This window comes from Oceanirhabdus seepicola, from assembly GCF_023684385.1.
Lineage (GTDB): Bacteria > Bacillota > Clostridia > Clostridiales > Clostridiaceae > Oceanirhabdus > Oceanirhabdus seepicola.
On sequence record NZ_JAGSOJ010000001.1, the window covers coordinates 1568666 to 1590907 of the forward strand.

20 protein-coding genes are annotated in these 22242 nt (G+C 29.7%); 4 read left to right on the plus strand and 16 right to left on the minus strand.

Annotated elements, in window-relative coordinates; all coding sequences use genetic code 11:
- Window positions 1-10 precede the first annotated feature (10 nt).
- The 3 genes from KDK92_RS06940 to KDK92_RS06950 all read right to left on the minus strand — a co-directional run bounded on the left by KDK92_RS06940 (window position 11) and on the right by KDK92_RS06950 (window position 4490).
- Window positions 11-2005, minus strand: coding sequence for a methyl-accepting chemotaxis protein (locus tag KDK92_RS06940; protein WP_250858631.1), 1995 nt, complete (start codon window positions 2003-2005; stop codon window positions 11-13).
- Window positions 2006-2037: 32 nt separating this feature from the next.
- Window positions 2038-3504 carry a SpoIIE family protein phosphatase gene (locus tag KDK92_RS06945; protein ID WP_250858469.1) on the minus strand — a complete coding sequence of 489 codons (1467 nt, stop codon included), beginning with the start codon at window positions 3502-3504 and terminating at the stop codon, window positions 2038-2040.
- A 299-nt stretch (window positions 3505-3803) separates the two neighbouring features.
- Window positions 3804-4490 carry a pseudouridine synthase gene (locus KDK92_RS06950; RefSeq protein WP_250858470.1) on the minus strand — a complete coding sequence of 229 codons (687 nt, stop codon included), beginning with the start codon at window positions 4488-4490 and terminating at the stop codon, window positions 3804-3806.
- A gap of 174 nt (window positions 4491-4664) precedes the next feature.
- Here KDK92_RS06950 and KDK92_RS06955 point away from each other — a divergent pair, with 174 nt between their 5' ends.
- Window positions 4665-5570 (plus strand): effector binding domain-containing protein, encoded by a 906-nt coding sequence (locus tag KDK92_RS06955; protein ID WP_250858471.1) that lies wholly within the window; start codon window positions 4665-4667, stop codon window positions 5568-5570.
- Window positions 5571-5806: 236 nt separating this feature from the next.
- On the opposite strand, the gene KDK92_RS06960 is transcribed toward KDK92_RS06955, so the two are convergent.
- Window positions 5807-7810, minus strand: a complete 2004-nt coding sequence (locus KDK92_RS06960; RefSeq protein ID WP_250858472.1) for an oxidoreductase — start codon at window positions 7808-7810, stop codon at window positions 5807-5809.
- Window positions 7811-8116: 306 nt separating this feature from the next.
- Between KDK92_RS06960 and KDK92_RS06965 the strand changes: the two genes are divergently transcribed.
- Complete coding sequence (locus KDK92_RS06965) at window positions 8117-8725, plus strand: TetR/AcrR family transcriptional regulator (RefSeq protein ID WP_250858473.1); 609 nt, start codon at window positions 8117-8119, stop codon at window positions 8723-8725.
- Between the two features lie 73 nt (window positions 8726-8798).
- Here KDK92_RS06965 and KDK92_RS06970 read toward each other — a convergent pair whose 3' ends face one another.
- The 9 genes from KDK92_RS06970 to KDK92_RS07010 form a co-directional block, all read right to left on the minus strand.
- Complete coding sequence (locus KDK92_RS06970; RefSeq protein WP_250858474.1) at window positions 8799-9020, minus strand: hypothetical protein; 222 nt, start codon at window positions 9018-9020, stop codon at window positions 8799-8801.
- The gene (locus tag KDK92_RS06975; protein WP_250858475.1) at window positions 9008-9742 is read right to left on the minus strand and encodes a hypothetical protein; all 735 of its coding nucleotides are present in this window, start codon (window positions 9740-9742) and stop codon (window positions 9008-9010) included. The genes KDK92_RS06970 and KDK92_RS06975 overlap by 13 nt, the downstream gene beginning before the upstream one ends.
- 17 nt (window positions 9743-9759) lie before the next feature.
- Window positions 9760-10845 (minus strand): ABC transporter substrate-binding protein, encoded by a 1086-nt coding sequence (locus KDK92_RS06980; protein ID WP_250858476.1) that lies wholly within the window; start codon window positions 10843-10845, stop codon window positions 9760-9762.
- Window positions 10846-10880: 35 nt separating this feature from the next.
- Window positions 10881-11687: an ABC transporter ATP-binding protein gene (locus tag KDK92_RS06985; RefSeq protein WP_250858477.1), complete on the minus strand. Its 807-nt coding sequence runs from the start codon at window positions 11685-11687 to the stop codon at window positions 10881-10883.
- Window positions 11687-12745, minus strand: a complete 1059-nt coding sequence (locus KDK92_RS06990; RefSeq protein ID WP_250858478.1) for a FecCD family ABC transporter permease — start codon at window positions 12743-12745, stop codon at window positions 11687-11689. The genes KDK92_RS06985 and KDK92_RS06990 overlap by 1 nt, the downstream gene beginning before the upstream one ends.
- A 19-nt stretch (window positions 12746-12764) precedes the next feature.
- Complete coding sequence (locus KDK92_RS06995) at window positions 12765-13295, minus strand: Ig-like domain-containing domain (protein ID WP_250858479.1); 531 nt, start codon at window positions 13293-13295, stop codon at window positions 12765-12767.
- 173 nt (window positions 13296-13468) lie between these two features.
- Window positions 13469-13969, minus strand: coding sequence for an OsmC family protein (locus KDK92_RS07000; protein WP_250858480.1), 501 nt, complete (start codon window positions 13967-13969; stop codon window positions 13469-13471).
- 190 nt (window positions 13970-14159) lie between these two features.
- Window positions 14160-14828 (minus strand): Crp/Fnr family transcriptional regulator, encoded by a 669-nt coding sequence (locus KDK92_RS07005; protein WP_250858481.1) that lies wholly within the window; start codon window positions 14826-14828, stop codon window positions 14160-14162.
- Between the two features lie 41 nt (window positions 14829-14869).
- On the minus strand, window positions 14870-16087 hold the full coding sequence (locus KDK92_RS07010; RefSeq protein ID WP_250858482.1) for a MerR family transcriptional regulator: 1218 nt from the start codon (window positions 16085-16087) through the stop codon (window positions 14870-14872).
- Between the two features lie 583 nt (window positions 16088-16670).
- Here KDK92_RS07010 and KDK92_RS07015 point away from each other — a divergent pair.
- Window positions 16671-17312 (plus strand): CPBP family intramembrane glutamic endopeptidase, encoded by a 642-nt coding sequence (locus tag KDK92_RS07015; protein WP_250858483.1) that lies wholly within the window; start codon window positions 16671-16673, stop codon window positions 17310-17312.
- Window positions 17313-17547: 235 nt separating this feature from the next.
- Here KDK92_RS07015 and KDK92_RS07020 read toward each other — a convergent pair whose 3' ends face one another.
- Window positions 17548-17940 (minus strand): winged helix-turn-helix transcriptional regulator, encoded by a 393-nt coding sequence (locus KDK92_RS07020; RefSeq protein ID WP_420852321.1) that lies wholly within the window; start codon window positions 17938-17940, stop codon window positions 17548-17550.
- 519 nt (window positions 17941-18459) lie between these two features.
- On the opposite strand from KDK92_RS07020, the gene KDK92_RS07025 reads away from it, so the two are divergent.
- On the plus strand, window positions 18460-20166 hold the full coding sequence (locus KDK92_RS07025; protein WP_250858485.1) for a methyl-accepting chemotaxis protein: 1707 nt from the start codon (window positions 18460-18462) through the stop codon (window positions 20164-20166).
- A gap of 161 nt (window positions 20167-20327) precedes the next feature.
- On the opposite strand, the gene KDK92_RS07030 is transcribed toward KDK92_RS07025, so the two are convergent.
- On the minus strand, window positions 20328-20819 hold the full coding sequence (locus KDK92_RS07030; RefSeq protein ID WP_250858486.1) for an RNA-guided endonuclease TnpB family protein: 492 nt from the start codon (window positions 20817-20819) through the stop codon (window positions 20328-20330).
- Window positions 20820-21142: 323 nt separating this feature from the next.
- The gene (locus KDK92_RS07035) at window positions 21143-22237 is read right to left on the minus strand and encodes a radical SAM protein (protein WP_250858487.1); all 1095 of its coding nucleotides are present in this window, start codon (window positions 22235-22237) and stop codon (window positions 21143-21145) included.
- Window positions 22238-22242: the final 5 nt, after the last annotated feature.

A 22242-nucleotide genomic window follows, 5' to 3' on the forward strand; every position in this document is an offset into this window, starting at 1 on the left:
AATTTTCACCTCAAATTATAAATTTTTCAACAAGATTATTTAAATCCACCGCCATTGCACTAGTTTCTTCTGAACTTGCAGCTAAATTTTCAATTACTGATGATTGTTCCTCAGCAGCTGCTGCAACTTCTTCACTATTTGCCAATGTTGTTTCAGTAGTAGTCGCAACCGTATCAATAAGCTTTACTATTTTATCTGAACTTGCAACTTCGTCCTTAGTAACATCTGCAATTTGTTCAATATCTTTAGCTATTTGATCAACTGCATTAATGATAGTAATAAATGATTCATCAGTTTCATTTGCTACAATTACTCCATTTTCCACAGCTTGTTTACCAAAATTCATTGATTCTACAGCTTTCTCTATATGCATTACCATTTCATTTACCAATGAAGATATTTCATTTGCACCAGCACTAGTTTCTACTGATAGTTTACGAACTTCATCCGCTACTACCGTAAATCCTTTCCCATGTTCTCCCGCTCTTGCGGCCTCAATAGCAGCATTTAAAGCTAATAAATTAGTCTGATCTGAAATATTGTTAATTGTACTTATAATTCCACTAACTCTTTTTGAAAGATCATCCAATACGCTTAATATTGCTTCAGTTTCAGCTGAAACTTTATTGATATTTCCAATAGCTTCAACTGTTTCTTTAACCTTTGTTCTTCCTGTCTGTGCAACGCTCATAGTATTTTGGGAATTATCTTTCGCTGTATGTGCTTTGCTTTGAGCTATCTGAACTAAACTTGAAAGTTGCAATAAAACCTCTGAAGTTTCAACTATTGAATTATTTTGAAGTTCTGAATTAAGCGCAACTTCTTGTATATTTTTAGCAATCTGTTCAGAAGATGAACTAATTTCCTCAGTAGAAGCTGATACTTCCTCCGATGCTGCTGATACTTCCTCAGAACCCATTCTAACATTTCTTATTATATTTGACTGATGTTCAATCATTTGATTAAAACTTTCACCTAATCTTTGTATTTCATCTTTAGTTGTGATTTTAGCTTCAACTGTTAAATCACCATCACCTGCTTTAGTCATTAATTTTTCTAATTTTTTTATTGGATTTATTATAGTTTTACTTGTCATTATATACACATTTAACATTGCAATAATTAAAGCCAAAATTGTAATTATTATAGTATCTTTTCTAATCTCTATAGCTGCAGACATATATTCCTCGTAATTAGCAGTTACTACTACAATCCAATTATTTGCTGGTGTAAATCTTACATATTTATGTACTCCTTCATATGTATAGTACCCTTCATCAGTCTCACCAGATTTCATTTTTTCTACCAATGCTTTTAATTCAGTATTATCTGTATTACCTATATTTTCTTTCAATATTTTGCCACTTTCAGGGTGATATACAAACTGTCCATCTCTATCAATCATATACGCATATCCACTTTCACCTACTTTTACTTTTGAAGCATGATGAGTGATATTTTCAAATCTAATACTTGCAACTATTGTACCTACAACCTTATTTTCAAGTACTAAGGGATATGCAATGGTTATAATATGTTCTTTGGAACTTTTAGATATTATAACCTCACTTTCAGCTAAAGATCCTTTTAAAGCATTTTTAATATATTCACGATCACTAAGATCCTCACTATACATTTTATCTCTACTACTAATAATACCTTTTCCAAAAGCATCTGTAATAAATAACATCTCTATTTTATTACTATTCTCTTTCTGAATTTTAGATAATAATTTAAAAACTTCTGAGTTAGAATTCTTATCTCCTGCTGCAACTCTAGCCAAATCTTCATTATGACTTATAATTTGAACATAACTCCTTACTGAATCAATAGTTTGCTCTATAGCTTCTGCAGTTTGTGTTGTAAGATCTCTTAATTCTTGTTCAGTTGATTCCTTCATAGCATTTGAAGCCATATTATACGAGACAATACCTAAAGTAATAAGCGGCACTGATATAAATATAAATATCATTGAAATCAATTTAGCTTTAAGACTCATTTTCATTTTACTCATCCTTTCAATTATTATATATTTTCCTACTTCATTTCTAAGGCAATTAATGTACAATCATCTTTTATTCCTTGTACTTCAGTTGACATATTAGTTAAATAACTATTTATACAATTTTTGAATTCAGATATTGTACTTTTAATAATATTATCTTCTGTAATCTTATCTGGATCTAATATACCTTCTAATCCATCACTAAAGAAATAAAACTTATCACCTGATTGAAAATTAATTATTTGCTCGTCAAATATACTATTTTCAAACATTCCAAGAAAAGGGCCTTTAACAGTTCCCCATTCAAATTTGCAATTACTATTTTGATAAATGAACTGGTTAATACCCGCTCCCACAATCTTTGCTTCATTGTTTTTAAAATCAAAACTGAAACAACATGCAGCAATATAACTTTCCCCTAAATAATCAACTATTTTTTCGTTTAAATTAATAATTATTTCAGCCGGATTATGACTTTTCAAAACTGCTTCATGAAACAAAACATAAAATGCTGAAATATTAAGACCTGCTGAAATCCCTTTACCACTTACATCTCCAATTATTCCAACAACCAAATTTTCGTTTACTTTTTTAAAAGCAAAAAAATCTCCACTTACTGTTTTTGCTGGTTTATAAAGTGTTTCCATATTAGCTTTATTAGGTAATGGAAATGATTTTTTCAACCACCTCTTTTGAACTTTAGCAGCCGCATTCAACTCCTTTTTTCTTTTAGTAATCTCTCTGATTATTGAAAGAATTGCTGGCTGTCCATTATAAATCATATAATTTGAAGATACTTCAATATCAATTACATTACTATCATCAAGAACAATTTTATAATCAAATACGGCACTTTGGGTCTTGGTTTTTATTATTTGCTTAATTCTCATATTAATCGTTTCTGAAAAATCTGGTGAATATTTATCTATATTTTCTCCAATAAGATTATCATAATATTTTAATGCTTCTTTATTTGCGAATATAACTTTCCCATCTACTGTAATGACTATAGCATATGGTGAAAGATTGATCATTTTACGATATCTTTCTTCACTTTCTTTAAGTATATTCTCTAATTCCATTTTTTCAGTAATGTCTCTCAATTGTTCAACAATAAATATAACTTCACCTGAATCATCTATAACTGGATTGCAACAACATTCCATATATTTATTGAATTTAGAAATATACTTTTGATTTCTTAATATTTGTCTACTTTCAACTGCTTTATCAATAAGACAATTGGAACATGGTTGTTTTCTGTCTAACATTTCATAGCATTTTTTTCCAATAGCTTCTTCAGGTTTTTTTTTATAAAAATTGTAACCAGCCTCATTGTAAAACATTACTGTTCTATCAGTTTTATATACCCCTATAATATCAGTAATCCCTTTTAACACATCTTTTAAAAGTGTTAAAGATTGAAGTTTTTTTTCATTTTGAACCTTATTTTTAGTATTTAACTCATCAAAAATATTTTTTGTTGATGTATCTTTCATATATGTCACTCCTATGTTATTCGAAACACCAACATATTGTAGTCTTTTAAATATTATATTTCCTTGAAAATAGTATTTATAATAAATATCAAGTTGGTGTAAATTTATGAAGACATTATCTATCAAAAAAAATATATGTCAATCCGACACATATCTTAGTATTATAACATATTTTTCTTTTTTTTATCCTATTTTTATCTTTTTTTAGATAAAAATAGAGACATGTTCCTTATTAAATAGGTAACATATCCTTCTATTTTACTCATTATAACTTTTCCCTTTCAATAATATGGAAAATACTAATCTTCTACATTCCTCAGTTCCATTACTTCATTCTCTGTAAGATAACGCCACTTACCAATATCTATACCTTCAAGTTTAATATTAATAATCCTAATACGTTCTAGTCGCACAACCTTATATCCAAAAGCTTTGCTCATTCTGCGAATTTGCTTATTAAGTCCTTGTGTGAGAATAATACGAAAAGTATCTTCACTAATTCTACTCAACTTGCAAGTCCTTGTCTTAACTCCGCAAATTTCCACCCCTTCAGACATTCCTTTCATGAAAGAATCATCAAAAGGTTTATGAACAGTTACTATATATTCTTTCTCATGTTCATTTTCTGATTTTAAAATTTCATTTGCTAAAACCCCATCATTTGTCATTAAAATCAACCCTTGAGATGCTTTATCTAATCTACCAACGGGAAAAATATATTCTGGATAATTCATAAAATCAATTATATTGCTTTCAACATCCTTTGTTGCTGTACATGTAATTCCTACCGGTTTATTTAATGCAATATATACCTTATCTTTTGGTGTAATAAGCTCATTATCAATAAGAATAATATCTTCCTCTTCTACCCACTGTCCCTGTATAGCAAGTTTTCCATTTACCGTTACTCTCTTTTCATCAATAAGTCTATTTGTTTCTCTTCTTGAACAATACCCATAATTACTAAAAAGTTTACCTATTCTCATTTTACATCTTTATCCTTTCAGTTGCTTACAATATTAAATAGCTTGTTATAAAAAAATCATTAAACTAATTATATCATTTTTATTTAAAAGGTTAACAAAAATGGAACAGTAAAATATTTTCCATATGTTATTATATAATTACCATATGGAAATTAATAACACCGGAGGTTCTAGATGAGCTATATTGAATTAATTCAAAAAACAATAGATTATATTGATGTCAATATAAAGGAAACAATCTCAGTAGATATCCTTGCATCTATTGCAGGATTCTCAACATATCATTATTATAAAGTTTTTAACAGTATCGTAGGTCAATCAGTAATGGGATATGTAACCAAACGAAGACTTCAATTTGCAATGTTTGAAATTCAAAATGGAAGAAAAATAACTGATGTAGCAATGGATTACGGATATGAAACTCATGCAGGTTTTACTAAAGCATTTAAAAAATGTTTTAATTATCCACCAAGTATGTATCGCATACATTCTCCAAAGAGGTTACCACCTAAAATTGATTTATTAAAAATAGTTACTAATAAAACTGGAGGAATTATAATGCAACCTAAAATAATAGAAAGATCACCATTTAAAGTAATTGGTTTTGAATTTAAAAATAATCTTAAAGATACACTTCATACACGTGATGTTCCAGCATTTTGGTCACAAAGAGGACTGGGTAATGGTCAATGTGAAAAAAAACTATATGCTACACTAAATCCACCAAAGCATGGTGAATATTGTATTTGTATTAACACAGATATGGAAACAGATGAGTTTTCTTATATCTTAGGAGTCGGTGTTGATAACTTTGATTTAGCTACTGATGACATGTACAAATTAGAACTACCTGCAGCAACTTATGCTGTATTTACAACTCCAGCAGTAGATAATAATGATTTTGTTAACTCTATACAAGGCACTTGGAAATATATAATAGAAGAATGGTTTCCTACATCAGGATATGAAATTGATGAAGATAAATTTGATTTTGAGTATTATGATGAGCGTTGTCATCCTTGGGAATATGATAAAGTCTCAATGGAAATACAAATTCCTGTAAAATTAAAAGTAGATTAATAAAAGTCGCATTAAATGCGACTCAGGCTGTAGAAAAACCCATGCATTTTAATAACTATAGGTCTCTTTTTATTTAAAACAATTTATATTCTTCTGTACTTATGGTGCTTTTTTGTGTTACTAGCATAGTGCAAATTTCCCTTCCGAATTAAAATAACAAAAAAACTAGAAATTAGTCTCTTTTTAAGAGTATCCAATTTCTAGCTTTCGGTTCAGAGTATGCAATTTTTTTATTATTATATTGATCTAGCTACTTCGTATGCATCCCATATTGCTCCTCTAATGTTTCTAACCTGTCTAGAGTCACCAATATTATATATTTCAGCTAATTCGAACCTTAATTCTTCATAAAGTCCACTTTCTTTTTTAAATCCACATGCTAATACAACATTATCTGCCACTAGAACTTCTTCATTACCATTAACGCTAATGAAAGCTCCTTCGTGAGTTACTTTAGATAATCTTGAATTTAATTGTAAGTTTATGTTATTAAATTTAATTAAATCTCTAAGCATCCAATCATTCATAGGAGCTAATGGACAACCTGCTTTTAAAATATCATCTAAAGCTTCAACTATTGTAACATTCTTTCCTTCTTTAGAAAGACTAAGCGCAAGTTCACAACCTACTAATCCGCCACCAACAATAACTACGTTTTCTTTAACTTCTTTTTCTCCAACTAATACTTCACTAGCTGTGAATACGTTCTCTCTATCTAGTCCAGGTAGATTAAACTTAATGTGTGATGATCCTGTAGCAACGAAAACGGTATCTGGTTTTTTAGATAACACCATTTCTTTTGTTAATTTGCTATTCTTATTAACAGTTACATTAAGAAGTTCAAGTTGTCTTTCATACCACTTTACTAGTTCTCTATCATCCTCTTTGAAATCAGGAGCTCCAGCTGCTTTAAGATTTCCGCCTAATTCACTACTTGCTTCATATAAAGTAACCTTATGTCCTCTTATTGCACTAACTCTAGCAGCTTCCATACCACCAGGCCCTCCACCAATAACCATAACTTCTTTAACTTTATTAGCAGGTTGTATACCCGTTATTAACTCTCTAGCGCACTCTGGATTTATTGCACAAGAACCTCTTTTTCCTTCAACTTTTCTTGCAAAGCATCCATCATGACATGATAAACAAGGTCTGATTTCATCAATTTTTCCAGCTCTTAATTTATTAACATATTGTGGATCTGTTAGTAATGGTCTTGCAAGTCCAATAGCATCTAGTTTACCATCTGCAAGTGCTTTAGTTGCCATATCAGGGTCATCCATTCTACCTGCTATAATAACTGGAACATTTACAACTTTCTTAAGTTGCTCAGCTAATGGTAAATACATGCCCTTTTCAAAATACATAGGTGGATGAGCCCAATACCATGAATCATATGTACCTGCATCAGCATCGAAAGCATCATATCCTGCTTCTTCTAATATTTTTGCAGCCTCTAATGCTTCTTCAACATCACGACCTAACTCTTCAAATTCTTCTCCAGGTAATCCACCTTGTCTTAATTCTTTAATGTAACTCTTAATACTATATCTTAATATTACTGGGAAGTCTTTTCCACAAGCTGCTTTTATACCTTCAACAATTTCAGTAGCAAATCTTAATCTTCCTCTTAAATCTCCGCCATATTTATCAGTTCTCTTGTTGAATAATGACATAGCGAATTGATCTAATAAGTATCCTTCGTGAACAGCATGAATTTCAACGCCATCAAATCCTGAGTGTTTTGCAATAACGGCTGATTGTATGAACTTTTTAACTATACTCTCTACCTCTTCAGTAGTTATCTCTCTACACTTAATTCTTGGATCCCATCTGTTAGTACTCTCTGATGGTGCCACGCATTCTCCTGCTATTGCAGCCGGATAAGCGGATCTTCCAAGTCCAGCAGTTAATTGTAAAAATATTTTAGAACCAAACGCGTGAACTTTATCAGTTAATTCACCTGCAGATGCAATGTATAAGTGCGGATCTGTTGTAGGACACGGAAAGAATGCACGAGCGTGCTTCTCAACTTCATCTTCCACCACATTTGCTCCTGTAATAAGTAATCCTGTTCCACCTTTAGCTCTTTCCACATAATACTGGATTGAATCTTCAGTGTAAACCCCTTCAGTAGTACACGTTGTTGGTGTAGCCATAGCACACATAACAAATCTGTTTTTCATTTCAAGGTTGTTGATTTTAAATGATTCAAATAAACTCTTATGTTTTTTATTCATTATAAATTCCCCTTTTTCATTGAAATACATTTAATAAACATATTCACTGAACATGTTCACTCTATTTGTTAATAAGTTAACACTTTTCGGGAATGATGTCAAGAGATTATGAAGATTTTTAATTTTGCGAAATCACACCATACAGCATTTGACATTTTCAAAATAAAGATTTAGTATTTTAATTAGGCATTCGAGAATAAATACCAAGTCAAATACACGAGTATACTGACTTGGTATTTATTTGAACTTGCCTTATTAGCAAAAACTATAGTTCTGGTTTTGAATAGAAAGGAATTTATAAAATATATGGATACTAAAAATTTAACCAATCGTCAAAAACAAGCCATAGAAACAAAAAACAAAATTTTCAATGTTACAATAGACTTATTTAACGAAATAGATTTTAATGAAGTAACAATAAGGAAAATTTGCAAAGAAGCAAATGTATCAATTGGTACTTTTTACTTATACTTTAAATCTAAACAAGAAATTCTCTATGAAATATATAAGAAGGCTGATGAAATATTTAAAAAAACAGATATTGTTTCTAGAAAAGATTTAAATAGCTTTGAAAAAATAATTGAACTAATAAAAATTCAAATGAATACCTATGAAACTTTTCATTTTAATACTAATCTCGTAAAAGAACTATATATATATCAACTGCATTCAGAGAATAATTATTTTTTATCTGAAGAAAGAGATTTTTTTCTACAACTTAACTTAGTTGTAGAAGAAGGGCAAAATAATCAAGAAATAAGAAATGATCTGCTATCAAAAGATATTACATGGAAAATTTTAAAATTTTCAAGAGGAATGATATTTGATTGGCTAATTCATCATGGTAATTATAATTATATAGAAACTAATATCAGTGAGTTATCACTTTATCTACAGGTATTTAAATGTAATTAAGACATAAATATAACCGTGCTGAACGTCTATACTTTTCAAATACACACGTTCAGCACGGTTATCCTCACCTATCTTATGCTTCCTTCTTTAGACAGACAAAACTTGTTGCTGTCCAACGACGATATCTGCAATTATAACAGGTTTGTTGGCGATCACTAACCCATTCTTCTTCAACATCTGATTTAAATTCTTTGCATTCTAAGGATGCTTTTTCAGCATTATTTTCATCCTCTTTTCCATAAATGAAGAGATGTTGTTGTTTAGGAGTTACCTGAAAAAAATTTAACTTTCCCATTTTCTAATCTCCTTTTTATTATAGGTTTTCAATACCCCATTTTCTTCGTGGACATATAATATAAAACGATAGTTTCTATGCACCGATTTACTTTTGCTCTCAATAATCACTTTGCAATCAGGGGAAAAAGAATTCCCTTTTAAATCAATAATTTCATCAATTTCTGGTAAATCAGTAAGTTCTCTAACAGTATATTCTCCAAGAGTAATTTTTTTTAAAGAACCTTTCACTTCACCATCATTTCCACTCAGTCTTAACCCTACACCAGCAAGTGCACCTATTACCCCTTGCCCAGTGCCACCATGTTCAGATAAATGGATACCCATATTCTTTGCTAATTCATAAGCCATATCTTTAGTCAATACTTTTTCTTTAGCTTCTCTTCCAAATTGAATAAGTTTATCTTCTCTTTCATCTTCATTTTCTTGGAGATACAAGCAAAACCCTGGATCTGAACCTTCAGCACTAAACTCCTCAATAATTTTTATAGCTGCTTTTCTTATCTCATCTATATAATCACCTTTTAATTCACCTACAAAACACATTGAACTATTATGTGATGTATATGGAATATCTTCATGAATAAGTAATTGATGCCTTGTAATTTGCGTACAATTAGCCCAATTTTGTGCTTCAATATGCTCCCTAATATATCCTGCAATTGTGCCTGTACCAATAGAATCTATGTTATCTGTATCATCAATGCATAAATAAAATTTCATAATTCATCTCCATTCTCCTATTTCAATTCTTTGGTCAATCTCATACTCTTACCACTCATAAGTTGATTTAATTCTTCATCAGACAAATCATATTCAAATAAATCTTTATAAAAATTCAAAGTAGCTTTTCTAATATCAAGTTCTTCTAATCTAGTAGGATAAAGTTTCTTAGCTGTCCACCCAATAGCTAGAGGGGTTTCAATGGAAGTGGTGTGCCCCCATCTGGATATTCCATTAGGTAATAAATATACTTTATTATTTTTAACAGCATCTATTTCTTGCCATGCTTGTCCTTGTCTTATATATTCATCAACACCATCTTCATTACACAAAATCATTTCTGGATTATAGTATAAAATATCTTCAAGTGATGTATAGTATTTATCTCCATCTTTATCCAATTCCCCTTCAAGAGAAACATCTATGCCTCCTGCAATAGCCATCCATTCTGCAGGTAAAGTATTTTTTGCAACTGTGTTTGTTGCTTCATTTATTGAATGATAAATCCTTATTCTTTCTTCTATAGGAATCTGATCTATTTTGGTTGAAACCTCTTCAATCATATCATTATAAAAATCAATATACCTTTTAGCTTCTTCACTATTATTAAAAATTTCCCCTAACATCCGTACATTTTCTTGGTGTTCTTTTATAGATGTAAATTCGGTCACAACAATAGGTATGTTGTATTTTTCTAATTTATTAATCTGCTCTTTATTTTCATACATATCTTTAGGTATAAAAATCAAATCTACTTTTTCATTTAATAATGCTTCGATATTTATGTCACCGCTAACTTTAACTAATGTAGCTTCTGCAATACTAGGTACAATTTTATGAAGAAGTTTATCTCTTTTTAGTCCGTTGCTTACTGCTACAATAGTGTCGCCATGATCTAACATGGTAATAAAATGACCGGTATTTGTATATAGACAAGCAACTCTCTTAGGTTCATCAGGTACACATACTTCTCTACCTATAGAATCTATAATAGTTTTTGTAGGTCCACTTTGAGACTTATCAACTATTTTTGTGTTACTACAACCACTCAAGATTATAAGTATTATAAGACTAATGATTATATAACTTTTTTTAAATTTCATTGTATTCCTCCTATGTGTAGATTAAAAAATCTCTTCTACTCTAATGTAGATACAATGCTATGTTGTACTACTTTAGTCTTCTTATTGTTATATCTTATGATTTGAGTTTTTACTCCATAAATATCTTGGATTGTTTTTTCATTAATAACTTCAGAGGGCTTTCCATAATATTTTATTTCTCCATCTTTCATCATAGCTACTTTCACAGATACACCATAACTTTCTAACTGGAAAGCGTGGTTAGGAAAATGAGTGGCCATCAGTATAGATTTATTTTGATCTTTTACTAACTTGATTATGTTTGATAATATAATGCCTTCATTTTTAAAATCCAAGGCGGCAGTGGGCTCATCCATAACCAGTAAATCAGTTTCTTGAGCCAAAGCTCTAGCAATCATCACTAACTGTGCTTCTCCGCCACTTAATCTAGAATATATTTTCTCCGCAAAGGCCTCAATATTTAAACTTTTAAGTACATTATAAACTATCTCTTGATCTTCTTTTTTTGGAGCACCGAATCCACTTATATAGGGAGCACGCCCCATAACAACAATTTCTTTGACTCTGTAAGGAAAGCTTTCTTTATGTTTCTGTGGTATATATGAAACTAATTTTGCTTTTTCTTTTACATTAATATTCTGAAGTAATTGACCGTTCAAATATACCTGTAGTCCAGCTAATCTATGAACACCCAATATACAATCCAATAGAGTTGTCTTTCCACAACCATTAGGTCCAAGTATACATAGCACCTCACCTGCTCCTATGCTCAAATCAATATTTTTTAATACTTCATGATTGCCATATGTAAAACTTAAATCATTTACTTCTAAAAGTTGCATTACCAACCACCACCTTTACTTTTTCTAAGTAAAATGATGTAAAATGGGGCACCTATTAATGCCGTTAACATACCAATAGGTAGTTCTGCCGCTGTTAATGTTCTTGCCAAATCATCAATAAATACAAGAAATGCTCCACCTAAAACAAAGCTTGCTGGTATTAGTTTTATATTATCATTGCCTAAGATCATTCTAACTATATGAGGTATTATTAATCCAACCCAACCAATAGTACCACTTACACAAACCGCTGATGCTGTAATCAAAGTTGAAAATACAATTAACAACCCTTTAATTTGCTTCACATTTACTCCTAAGCTAAGTGCTTCTTTATCCCCCATTGATAAAACATTAATACGCCATCTTAGCAAGAATATCCCCACTAAACCAATGGACATTGGGAATATAATATATATAATTTGTTGATAACCAACGTTTGCTAAGCTTCCCATTAACCAAAATACAATAGCGGGTAGTTCATCATATGGATCTGCTAAGTACTTGCCAAAAGACACCAAGGAGGAAAATAAAGAAGATATAACCAATCCTCCAAGAACTAACATCATAGTAGGTGTGCTTTTATAAAAACTCCCAATGATATAGCTTAAAAAAACTGCCAAACCCCCAAACAGAAAGGCAAATATCATAGTTATTATAGGCTGATTATTAAATAAAATAATAGCTATAACCGCACCAAAACTTGCACCAGAGCTAACTCCTAGCACCCCAGCATCAACTAATGGATTCTTAAACATACCTTGAAGTGTTGCCCCACTTGTTGCTAGACTTCCTCCAACCAGCATACCTAATAAAATTCTAGGTAATCTCAAATCAAAAATAACACTAGTTAATATTGGATCAGAAATTCCTTCTTTCCCAATAATTTTATTTATAATAACTGTAATTACTTCTCCTGTTGATACAGGATAACGCCCTATAAATAAAGATAGGATTACTACTATAACAGGTATAAAGTATATTAGGAGTAATTTAACTCGAATTTTCCTTTGATTTTTCCTACTTTCTTCACAAATAATTAAACCTTCATTGGTTGACATAAAGTTACCTTCTTAATTCTTAAGATTTTTTATTTTTATGAGCTAGTATACCAACTATTACAAGAAATAATATTGCTATTCCTACACTTGTTGTTACTGGGAACCCACCGCTTCCTTCTGTCTTGAATGTTACGATTTTTTCATCCTTTAATTTACTACCATTTTTTGCTTCTAATTTTCCATCAATAATTAATTTATATGTTTGTCCTTCTTCTAAAGATTTAACAGGTACAATTTCAATATCATTCTTAATATCTTTGTTAACTTGGTCATCACCCATGACTACTTTAATAGGAAGCTCATTTCCATCAGCGTCAACCAACTTAAAGCAAGTTTTATTATTTTCAGCAACTTTCATATTAACAACATTATTACTGAATTTTAATTTAATACTCTCATCTACACCAATATCACCTTTATTAGCTGGAGTAGATGATTCTAACTTCAATGCACTCTTACCTCCACCATTACCTCCACCAGCAAAAACATTTACTTGTAACATTGATATCATTAGTAACATTAAAAAACTCATTCTCATTATTTTTTTCATTTTTATTCTCCCTTAATTTTATTTATAAAGTATTAATACGCTACAGTAAATATTCTATATGAAGGTATTTTATCCTTCTTTTAACAACATACATAAGTATTTGACTGGAATATATAAGAAAATAAAAACCCACGAATAATTCGTGAGTTTTATTGGGAACAGTATGATTTTACCTATTTTATCAAATTAATCTTTAATGCTGGACTATGTTTAAGACTTGCTAAAACTGGTGATTTTAATAAAGCAATATTTCCTATTTCTTTTATTTGCTCTTCGGAAGCTGATGCTGCAACTCTTAAATTAATAATTGGATTTAAGATTCCGCCATCGCCTTCTTCTAATCCTAAAAATATAGCTGCATTTAAATCTGCCTCAATATCCACTTCAACTTTTTCTAATTTTATACCCATTTGACTTGCAATAACCTCAAAGGTAATTGCAAAACAACTTCCTACAGCTCCTATCAAATATTCAACAGGATTAGCCCCTTTATCTGTTCCGCCCAAAATTTCTGGCTCATCTGTTACAATAGGTTGGAAATTTCGAATATCAACCTGATTTTCCACTCCATCTTTCCATTCTATATGTGCAGTCCATTTTTTCATTGCTAATTCACGATTTTGTTTCATTGCATTAACTGTTTGTCCTAATTTTTCTAATGAAATATTATTCATAGTTATATCCTCCAATACATTTAATTAACTTATATAGATATCTCAGCTCAATAATTGATTTATACGTAGGTTTAAGGTGTACCGATATTTTGATACATGTATAAATCAAATTTCGCGGTAGAATCTCTATATTTAAATATTAACCCAAAGTTTTATTTATGTATGTAAGGAGGCTTACCATATTGAAATTTTAATCTTGATCTAATGATTCTAATTTAATCCAAATCCTATCCTCATACTGACGGATAATCCCAAATTGTATGAGCTTATTGATTAATACTGTGACCGTTTCCCTAGTTGATCCCACCATACCAGCTAAATCTTGATGGGTTATAGCGCAAGATAACGGACACCATCCATTTTCAGCATTCATAGGAACCGCAAATTTTTTAAACAAAAAAAGAAGTCGTTCTTCAACCTTTCCATAAGCAACTTGAGCTAAAACCTCAACCATTTCTTGCAGTTTACATGAAAAATGACTGAGCATCTCCATTGCTAAAGTTGGTGTCTCTCTAACAGTTTCCCTCACTTTTTCCTTCTGTATTGCAACAACTGTAACTTCTGTTAACGCCTTAAAAACCATACTACTTTCTTTTTCCGTAAAAACATCAAATAAATTAATAAATTCACCTGAAGACAATAGACCAATAATACATTCTTTTCCATCAACATGAATATGAAATACACTTACACTACCTTTCTTTATGAGATAAACTTTATTTTTAAGGTGTCCAAATCTGGTAATAACCTCACCTTTCTTAAAATTAAATTCTTCTCCTTGATTCATCCATTCGTCTATAGACTTTTTAGGAAATAATTCAACGCTTTTAATCGGAAATAATTGATTATTACAAAACATAAAAATGCCGCCTTTCACTTAATAATTCAAGCTGTCGTTTGTTATCGACCTTTTAATCTATATAAAGTCATTTCTAAATAATCATCTTCATAAATCATAGGAAAAACATTAGAAATATTATCAATCTTTCCTAAGTCTTCTTCTGAAATTAATTCTAAATTGAGCTTACTAAACTTCTCTTTATGAAATTCACGTGATAGAAAAGGCTTATATTCAGGTCTATTATCAAATGTTTTTGATTCATCTTTAATTGAAGGAGAAACATTTAAAATTTCAGCACCATTTAATAATGCACTTAAAATCCAACTAAAAGTATTAATATCCAATTGTGCACTCATCATCTCTATTATATTTGCTCCATGATCAATAACTCTGTCTACACAAGGCTTTAGAGGAATTTCATCAAAATGATTTATAAAAAGAAATTTCCCAGGAATATTTAGGGTTTCCATTTTTCTTTTTAGTTCTTTTAATGCATCTATATAAATACAAGCGAATATATATAATCCATTCGGCCTAAATACTTCATTAAGCCTCATTATAAGTATGTCTGTATCTGCTCCATTAAAAAGGTAAATATCCCCTTCTTCCCAGAAGCCTTTATAAGATTTCATTTTAACTCCTGATTCAAAAATTAAAGCCATGAGTTCAGGTGTGATCTTTGACATTTTTTCCTGCCAAGTCTCATTTTCTTTTTTAAAATCATTAGCGATTTCTAATTGTCTATCACTAGTAAACAATATACCCTCTTCAATTTTAGCACTGTAACCACATGAACAATTTAGAATACCATCAAAAACACTCATATTTTTGATTTTTCCTTCTATGAGTTCAAGTTCTTCTTTACATAAAGGACAAATAAAGAACCTTAAAAATTCAACTGAAATACCCATATGTTTGCTTGCTTTATCTAACATAATTTCTTCCTTATACTTATGGATACTATTTATCTTATTTTCAATTAAATTTTTCTCTTCATTAAACTCTTTTATTTTAAATTCAAATATATTCTTTATTACTTTTTTCTGACCTTCAGAATAATTGATATGTAATCTATTATAGGTTTTAATCTTAATAATTTCATCTATTGAAAAACCCATATTTCTTAGATTTAAAATTTCTTCCATGTCTTTCACACATGTTCCATCATAATAAAAACTATGACCAGTTTTTACTGGAAGAAGCAGTTTCATATCTGTATAATATCTAACTGTTGACTTCTTTATATCAAAAAGTTTTGCAAACTCACCGATTCTCATGATTAACTCCTCCCAAATAACAGTTTTCACCTTTTTCCACTATATACTGTAGTATACTACATATTTCAATTGATTTTTTTAATATATCTCTATTGACATGCACTTAACTTCATTGTTTAGAATTACTTAGTAGCTAGCAATTGTACCATATTCTATTGCTATAGAGATTCCAAACTCAAATATTAGTTTATACAAGTCCATAACTCATTGATGCGCTGAGATTTTGGAACATGTATAAATTAATTTTCGTAATGTAATCTCTATAAGTACCAAAGATTAATTTATTATTCAATAGAAATGAGGGATTATTATTAAAAATCAATATTTAAAACTATCAGATACTGGCTTATTTAAAGAGGCAAAGCAGTCACAAAAACTTAGTAATTTTGTAGTAGTATTTTTTCTAGCATTTTTCATAATACTTATAGGAGGATTTTTTGGATTAATAGGTGAATTTGTTGAATTACCAGACTATTTACAAACAAGTATTTTCGACTTAACAATTACCTTTGGATCTTCAACTCTTCTTTGTTTTTTATACGTAAAAAAAGTCGAAAAAAGACCAATTGCATCCATTGGATTTGTGAAAGAGAATATTTTCAAAAAATATATAATTGGATTTATAATTGGCGCTATATTTATGAGCTTTTGTGTTTTAACAGCTACCCTATTAGGTGGTTTTAAAATCAATACTATTGAAACATCGCACACTGGTATAAAAACATTAATACCTATACTTTGTATGCTTGTAGGATTTATTATTCAAGGAGGAACAGAAGAAGTAATTTCTAGAGGGTGGGTTTTGCCAGTAGTGGGTGCAAAATATAATGTACCTTTTGGAATCATAATTTCCACACTTTTCTTCACATTGCTACATGGTATGAATCCTGGAATGAAATTAATGCCCATAGTTAATCTTATACTATTTTCCATATTTGCAGTCCTTTACGTAATACATTCAAAAGATATTTGGGGCATATGTGGATTCCATTCTGCGTGGAACTGGTTTCAAGCAAATATATTTGGAATTAAAGTAAGTGGTACTAATATGCCTGGTGGTTCATTATTTTCATTTCATTCTGTAGGAGAATTTGAACTTATTTCAGGTGGTGTTTTTGGAATTGAAGGAACCATAATTTGCTCAGGTATTTTTCTAATAGGAATAGCTTATTTAAGCTATAAAATCACTAAAAATTTGAAATGTAATTTTAATAAACAAGACTAGTTTAAAAAGAGACCTATAGTTTGGACACTATAGGTCTCTTTTTATTTAGAATAGTTTATATTATCTATTTTCTTCTTTCTTAATCAGTTCTTCTTTATTATTAGGTAATACACCATAAATAGAAGCTATATTTGTTGGATGAACACCATAGAATCTAATATTCTTTAATTCTAATGTATTTAGTAGTTCTATTTCTTCTACGGTCTTTATTGTACATAACCAACATGGAGTATAGCTACTCTTCTAACTCCAGTGTTTTGTGATCAAATAATTCAATATTGTCATTGAAATACCCTTCGCCCCAATCTTTAAGTTGATTTAGTAGTGGTATTAATGATTTACCTTTCTCAGTCAAGCTATATTCTACTTTTGGCGGAATTTGAGGGTATATCTTCCTATTAACCATTTTATCCATTTCCAATTCACGAAGCTGTTTTGTAAGCATTCTTTCTGTTATTTTAGAAAGACATCTCCGCAATTCTGCATATCTTAAAGTACCATGAAACCCTAAATAATAGAGAATTATTGGTTTCCATTTTCCCCCTATCAAATCTAATGTTAGTTCAAAATAACATCTATAGGACTTTTCTTTTAATCTAAAATCTATATTATCCATATGACCTCCCACTATACTTTTTGTGCGTATACCACTATATTGTAAGTACTTGTTCTTAACGTTATCACAATATATAATAAACATCAAGATATATCTTTAATTAAAAAATAAATTACATAGGTATTCTAGATTCATTAGATTTATTAGAAATGCTCTTAAATTTATAGCAATTTTTTTATCAGTTTTATTTATTATAACAATATCTAATATTTCTCATTCATTTGAAGTAATTTATCATACTGTACTTATGAGTGGAGTAGTAGCTGTTACTTTTGCACTTTTAAAAATCTTTATTAAAAGAAATAATCTTATTTCTAATTCTCGCTTGGATAATTTGATGGAATATAAAGAATAAAAGGCAAAAGGCACTGCCATGAAGAAAAATCTCCATGGCATTTTTGATTTACGTATACATAAATGAAGAAGATACAAATGAAGGACAGTTAGTCCAATATTTTAAGGAGGTGCTTCTGGCTTAAAAATATTATATATTACAGAGAAAATATTATATTTTATTAGCCGGAAAATATTATGATGAAAAATTTAAAAATTAAAACTAAATTATTAGTGGTCTTTATAATAATTATATTAATGGCTTCTCTTACCAATTTATTAGGAATAGATGCCATTAAAGCAGTAAAAGACTATACAGTTAAAATGTATAATCATCCATTTGCTGTAAGTAATGCTGTTAGGGATGCTGAGATTAATATATTAAAAATCCATATAGAGATGCAAGATATTTCTACATCAAGCAGTAATACTCAAATAAAAGAGTCATTAAAGTATGTTGATGAATATGAAGAATTAGTTTATGAAAATTTTGATATTATTAATGAACGTTTTTTAGGTGATAAAACAATGGTAAATGAAGCATTAGACGCTTTTAAAACTTGGAAACCAATTAGAGATGAAGTAATTCAATTGACAATGGCTGAAAAAAAAGATGAGGCAATATCTATCACAAAAGGAAAAAGCGCTGAACATGTAAACCTATTAAAGAAAAAAATTAAATTTCTTGATGATTTTGCTCAAAATAAAGCTAAGGAATTTTTTAATAATGTTAATGAAGAAAATAATAAGTTTATTATAGTATTATTGATTATTTCGGGAATAACATTAGTAATATCTATGCTTTTAGCATTTATAATTATAAAAAGTATTACATCTGGCTTATCAAAACTTACTTTAATGATTAGAGATTTATTAGAAGGCGATGGAGATTTAACAAAACGATTAAAGATAAACTCGAAAGATGAGTTAGGAGACATATCTAAGTTGTTAAATTCATTTGTTTCTAAAATACATTCTTTAGTTTCTATAGTTAAAGATACTTCTGAAAATATTGATAATCAGTCACAAAATTTATCTAACGTATCGGAAGAAATGTTATATTCAGCTGAAAATGTTTCAAGTTCAATACAGAATGTTACAGAAGGAACTGGTGAACAGGCAGAAGATTTGTCCAATATCAGCAGTATAGTAAATCAATTTAGTGAAAAACTTAATAATAATTTATATATAATAAATGAAATTGATGCAAGTGCTAAAGAAATTCAATTAATGGTTGATAATAGTGATAATGAGATGCATACTTTAATAGAGTATGTAAATAAATCCACTAATTCTTTTAAAGATTTTGCTGCTCAAATTCTAAGTCTTGGAGAAGACATAAATCATATAAATGAAATAACAAATGTTATAAATAATATTTCAGACCAAACAAACTTATTAGCTTTAAATGCTTCTATCGAGGCAGCAAGAGCTGGAGACGCTGGAAAAGGATTTGCTGTAGTTGCTGAAGAGATTAGAAAACTGGCAGAACAATCAAAGTCTTCATCTGAAAGTATAAATTCATTAATTAGTAATATATCAAAAGATACGAATACAATGCTTAAAACCACCGATGAAATGGATAAAGAATTAAATAATCAAGCTGAAGTTATAAATACTACAATAGATTCATTTAAAAAAATAATTATAGAAGTAGATGAAGTAATTCCCAAGATTGAGACAGTTAATATGAATGCTGCTGAAGTTACTAATGATAAGAATACTATTTTGGAGAAAGTAGAAAGTACATCCTCTGTAGCGGAAGAAGTTTCAGCATCATGTGAAGAAATAGCTGCATTATCACAAGAAATGAATGCTTCTACAGAAGAAGCGACTTCTGTTGCACAAACATTGAATAATATGACAACTGAGATTATAAAACAACTTAATAAGTTTAAAGTATAGCATTTCCAATATATATTTTTATAAAACATTACATTAGTAAAAACGTATTAAAGGACTAACAATAAAACTACTGTTAGTCCTTTAATTTTTCATCAACCATCCCACCTATTCAATCCGTTTTAATACCGAGCATCACTCCACATAGTTGATGTCTTAAACCTCTATTCGTGAACTCTCCCACCACTTGGAGTTTTAGAAACAGTAGCATTTATTATTCTACCTTCAACATATCTATGAATTTTTACTTTAACCCATTTCAATTTAGGTAATTTTATTTTATCTTTTTTTATATCAATATTGTTATTAACAAAATTACTTGTATACGTTTTATAGTTATATCTTTTACTTTTAAATTTCGGTCTATCTGTTCTACCCTCAAAGAAATTTTTGAAAGCAGTATCAAGATTTCTAAGTGTCATTTGTAGTGATGTACTATCAATTTCTTTAAGCCATACAAATTCCTTTTTCATACTTGGTAACTGATTTTGTTGTTCTGTATATTTCACACATCTTTTTTCTTCCTTATATACTTCATTCCTTTGATTTAAGAAATGATTATATATGAATCTCGAACAACCAAAAGATTTCTCAATTACATCTATTTGTTTTTCATTTGGATATAATCTGAATTTATATGCTTTGTTGATTTTCATTACTTTCACTACCTTTACTCTTCATATGCGCTCTTAATGAAACTTCAAGAACATTCATTCTTATTATTTCACATTAATGATTTTTTATCCAAGTAAGAGCGTTAAGATTACGCATTCATCTCCCACTTATAGAAGATGAGAGACTTCTGCTAGTTACGTTAAAACGCAGTTTAATTATGTACGGTGAACCGTACATAATTAAACTGCGTTTTTTCAAGATATACATTCAACTCATATTATTGTGATTTATGAGTATTCTTTTTTATACTACCAAATAGCACTCGAGCAGCACAGCCTATATTAGTGCGCTGATATTTTAATTGTTATAAGCTATGTCTCTTAACTGATGAATTTAATACCTCATTATCTAACTTTTCAATTGTATTCTGTAATTTTTGAATCAATTCTTCTTTGTTATTAGGTAATACACCATAAATAGAAGCTGTATTTGTTGGATGAACACCATAGAATTTAATATTTTTTAATTCTAATGAATTTAGTAGTTCTATTTCTTCTTCTATAATTTCTAACTCACTAGCAGGGGTAAATTCTCCTTTTTCTACTTGAGCACTTAATTCACTACCTTCAAATATACCTAAAGTACCTGCCCAGATAAGTCCTGGCTTTACTGTATTCAGTAATTTAGCAGTTGCCTTAGCATTCTCTATACCAAGTCCTTTTCCTGCTACTCCTAGCATCAATCCTGTATGGTGAACAATACCAGTTTTATTTAATCTCTCAAGTTGAGTATATGCGTCCTCTAGGGTATGACCTTTATTAATTCTATCAATAGTCGCTTCATGTCCTGTTTCTAAACCTATATAGAGGTCATTTATACGTGCTTCTTTTAACATTACTAGCTCTGAATCTGACTTTCCTTTTATATTCGATACAGACGCATACATCGAAATAGTCTCAATAGAAGGAATATGCTTAATCAATAAATCAGATATTTCTTTTAACCTTCTCGCACTTAATACAAAGGCATCACCATTTACTAAGAAAATTCTATTGATATTTCCAAAGTGCTCTTTAATTTGAAGGATATCTTTCTCAATTTGAGATAATTGCTCAATACTAAATTTTGTATCTTTATACATCGTACAAAATGTGCATTTATTGTGTGCACAACCTTCTGTTACTTGTAATAATACTGTATCTCCTTCAACTGGTGGTCTGTAAGTAGTTCCTGTAAATTTCATATCTATCCTCCTTTTTTTTTCATTTGTTTCTTTGTCTATTTTTTCTACTTTATTAAGATTGCCTTTAACATTACCTGTAATAACACTAATGTAATATTTTCTTATCTCAGCCTGCTCTTTTTTTTCTTCTTCTGTAAGTCCTTCATTTTTACTTTTGTTATATAAAGCATTTATTCTTTTAAGAACTTCTTTAAAATCCATTTTACTGTAATCCACAATAT

Excerpts from the sequence above, each read along its gene's own strand:
- KDK92_RS06945 (WP_250858469.1), bottom strand. The coding sequence starts at position 3,504 with ATGAAAGATACATCAACAAAAAATATTTTTGATGAGTTAAATACTAAA.
- KDK92_RS07030 (WP_250858486.1), bottom strand. The coding sequence starts at position 20,819 with ATGAAAATCAACAAAGCATATAAATTCAGATTATATCCAAATGAAAAA.
- KDK92_RS06970 (WP_250858474.1), bottom strand. The coding sequence starts at position 9,020 with ATGGGAAAGTTAAATTTTTTTCAGGTAACTCCTAAACAACAACATCTC.
- KDK92_RS06990 (WP_250858478.1), bottom strand. The coding sequence starts at position 12,745 with ATGTCAACCAATGAAGGTTTAATTATTTGTGAAGAAAGTAGGAAAAAT.
- KDK92_RS07000 (WP_250858480.1), bottom strand. The coding sequence starts at position 13,969 with ATGAATAATATTTCATTAGAAAAATTAGGACAAACAGTTAATGCAATG.
- KDK92_RS06975 (WP_250858475.1), bottom strand. The coding sequence starts at position 9,742 with ATGAAATTTTATTTATGCATTGATGATACAGATAACATAGATTCTATT.
- KDK92_RS07005 (WP_250858481.1), bottom strand. The coding sequence starts at position 14,828 with ATGTTTTGTAATAATCAATTATTTCCGATTAAAAGCGTTGAATTATTT.
- KDK92_RS06965 (WP_250858473.1), top strand. The coding sequence starts at position 8,117 with ATGGATACTAAAAATTTAACCAATCGTCAAAAACAAGCCATAGAAACA.
- KDK92_RS06985 (WP_250858477.1), bottom strand. The coding sequence starts at position 11,687 with ATGCAACTTTTAGAAGTAAATGATTTAAGTTTTACATATGGCAATCAT.
- KDK92_RS06980 (WP_250858476.1), bottom strand. The coding sequence starts at position 10,845 with ATGAAATTTAAAAAAAGTTATATAATCATTAGTCTTATAATACTTATA.
- KDK92_RS06940 (WP_250858631.1), bottom strand. The coding sequence starts at position 2,005 with ATGAAAATGAGTCTTAAAGCTAAATTGATTTCAATGATATTTATATTT.
- KDK92_RS07025 (WP_250858485.1), top strand. The coding sequence starts at position 18,460 with ATGATGAAAAATTTAAAAATTAAAACTAAATTATTAGTGGTCTTTATA.
- KDK92_RS07010 (WP_250858482.1), bottom strand. The coding sequence starts at position 16,087 with ATGAGAATCGGTGAGTTTGCAAAACTTTTTGATATAAAGAAGTCAACA.
- KDK92_RS06955 (WP_250858471.1), top strand. The coding sequence starts at position 4,665 with ATGAGCTATATTGAATTAATTCAAAAAACAATAGATTATATTGATGTC.
- KDK92_RS06950 (WP_250858470.1), bottom strand. The coding sequence starts at position 4,490 with ATGAGAATAGGTAAACTTTTTAGTAATTATGGGTATTGTTCAAGAAGA.
- KDK92_RS06995 (WP_250858479.1), bottom strand. The coding sequence starts at position 13,295 with ATGAAAAAAATAATGAGAATGAGTTTTTTAATGTTACTAATGATATCA.
- KDK92_RS06960 (WP_250858472.1), bottom strand. The coding sequence starts at position 7,810 with ATGAATAAAAAACATAAGAGTTTATTTGAATCATTTAAAATCAACAAC.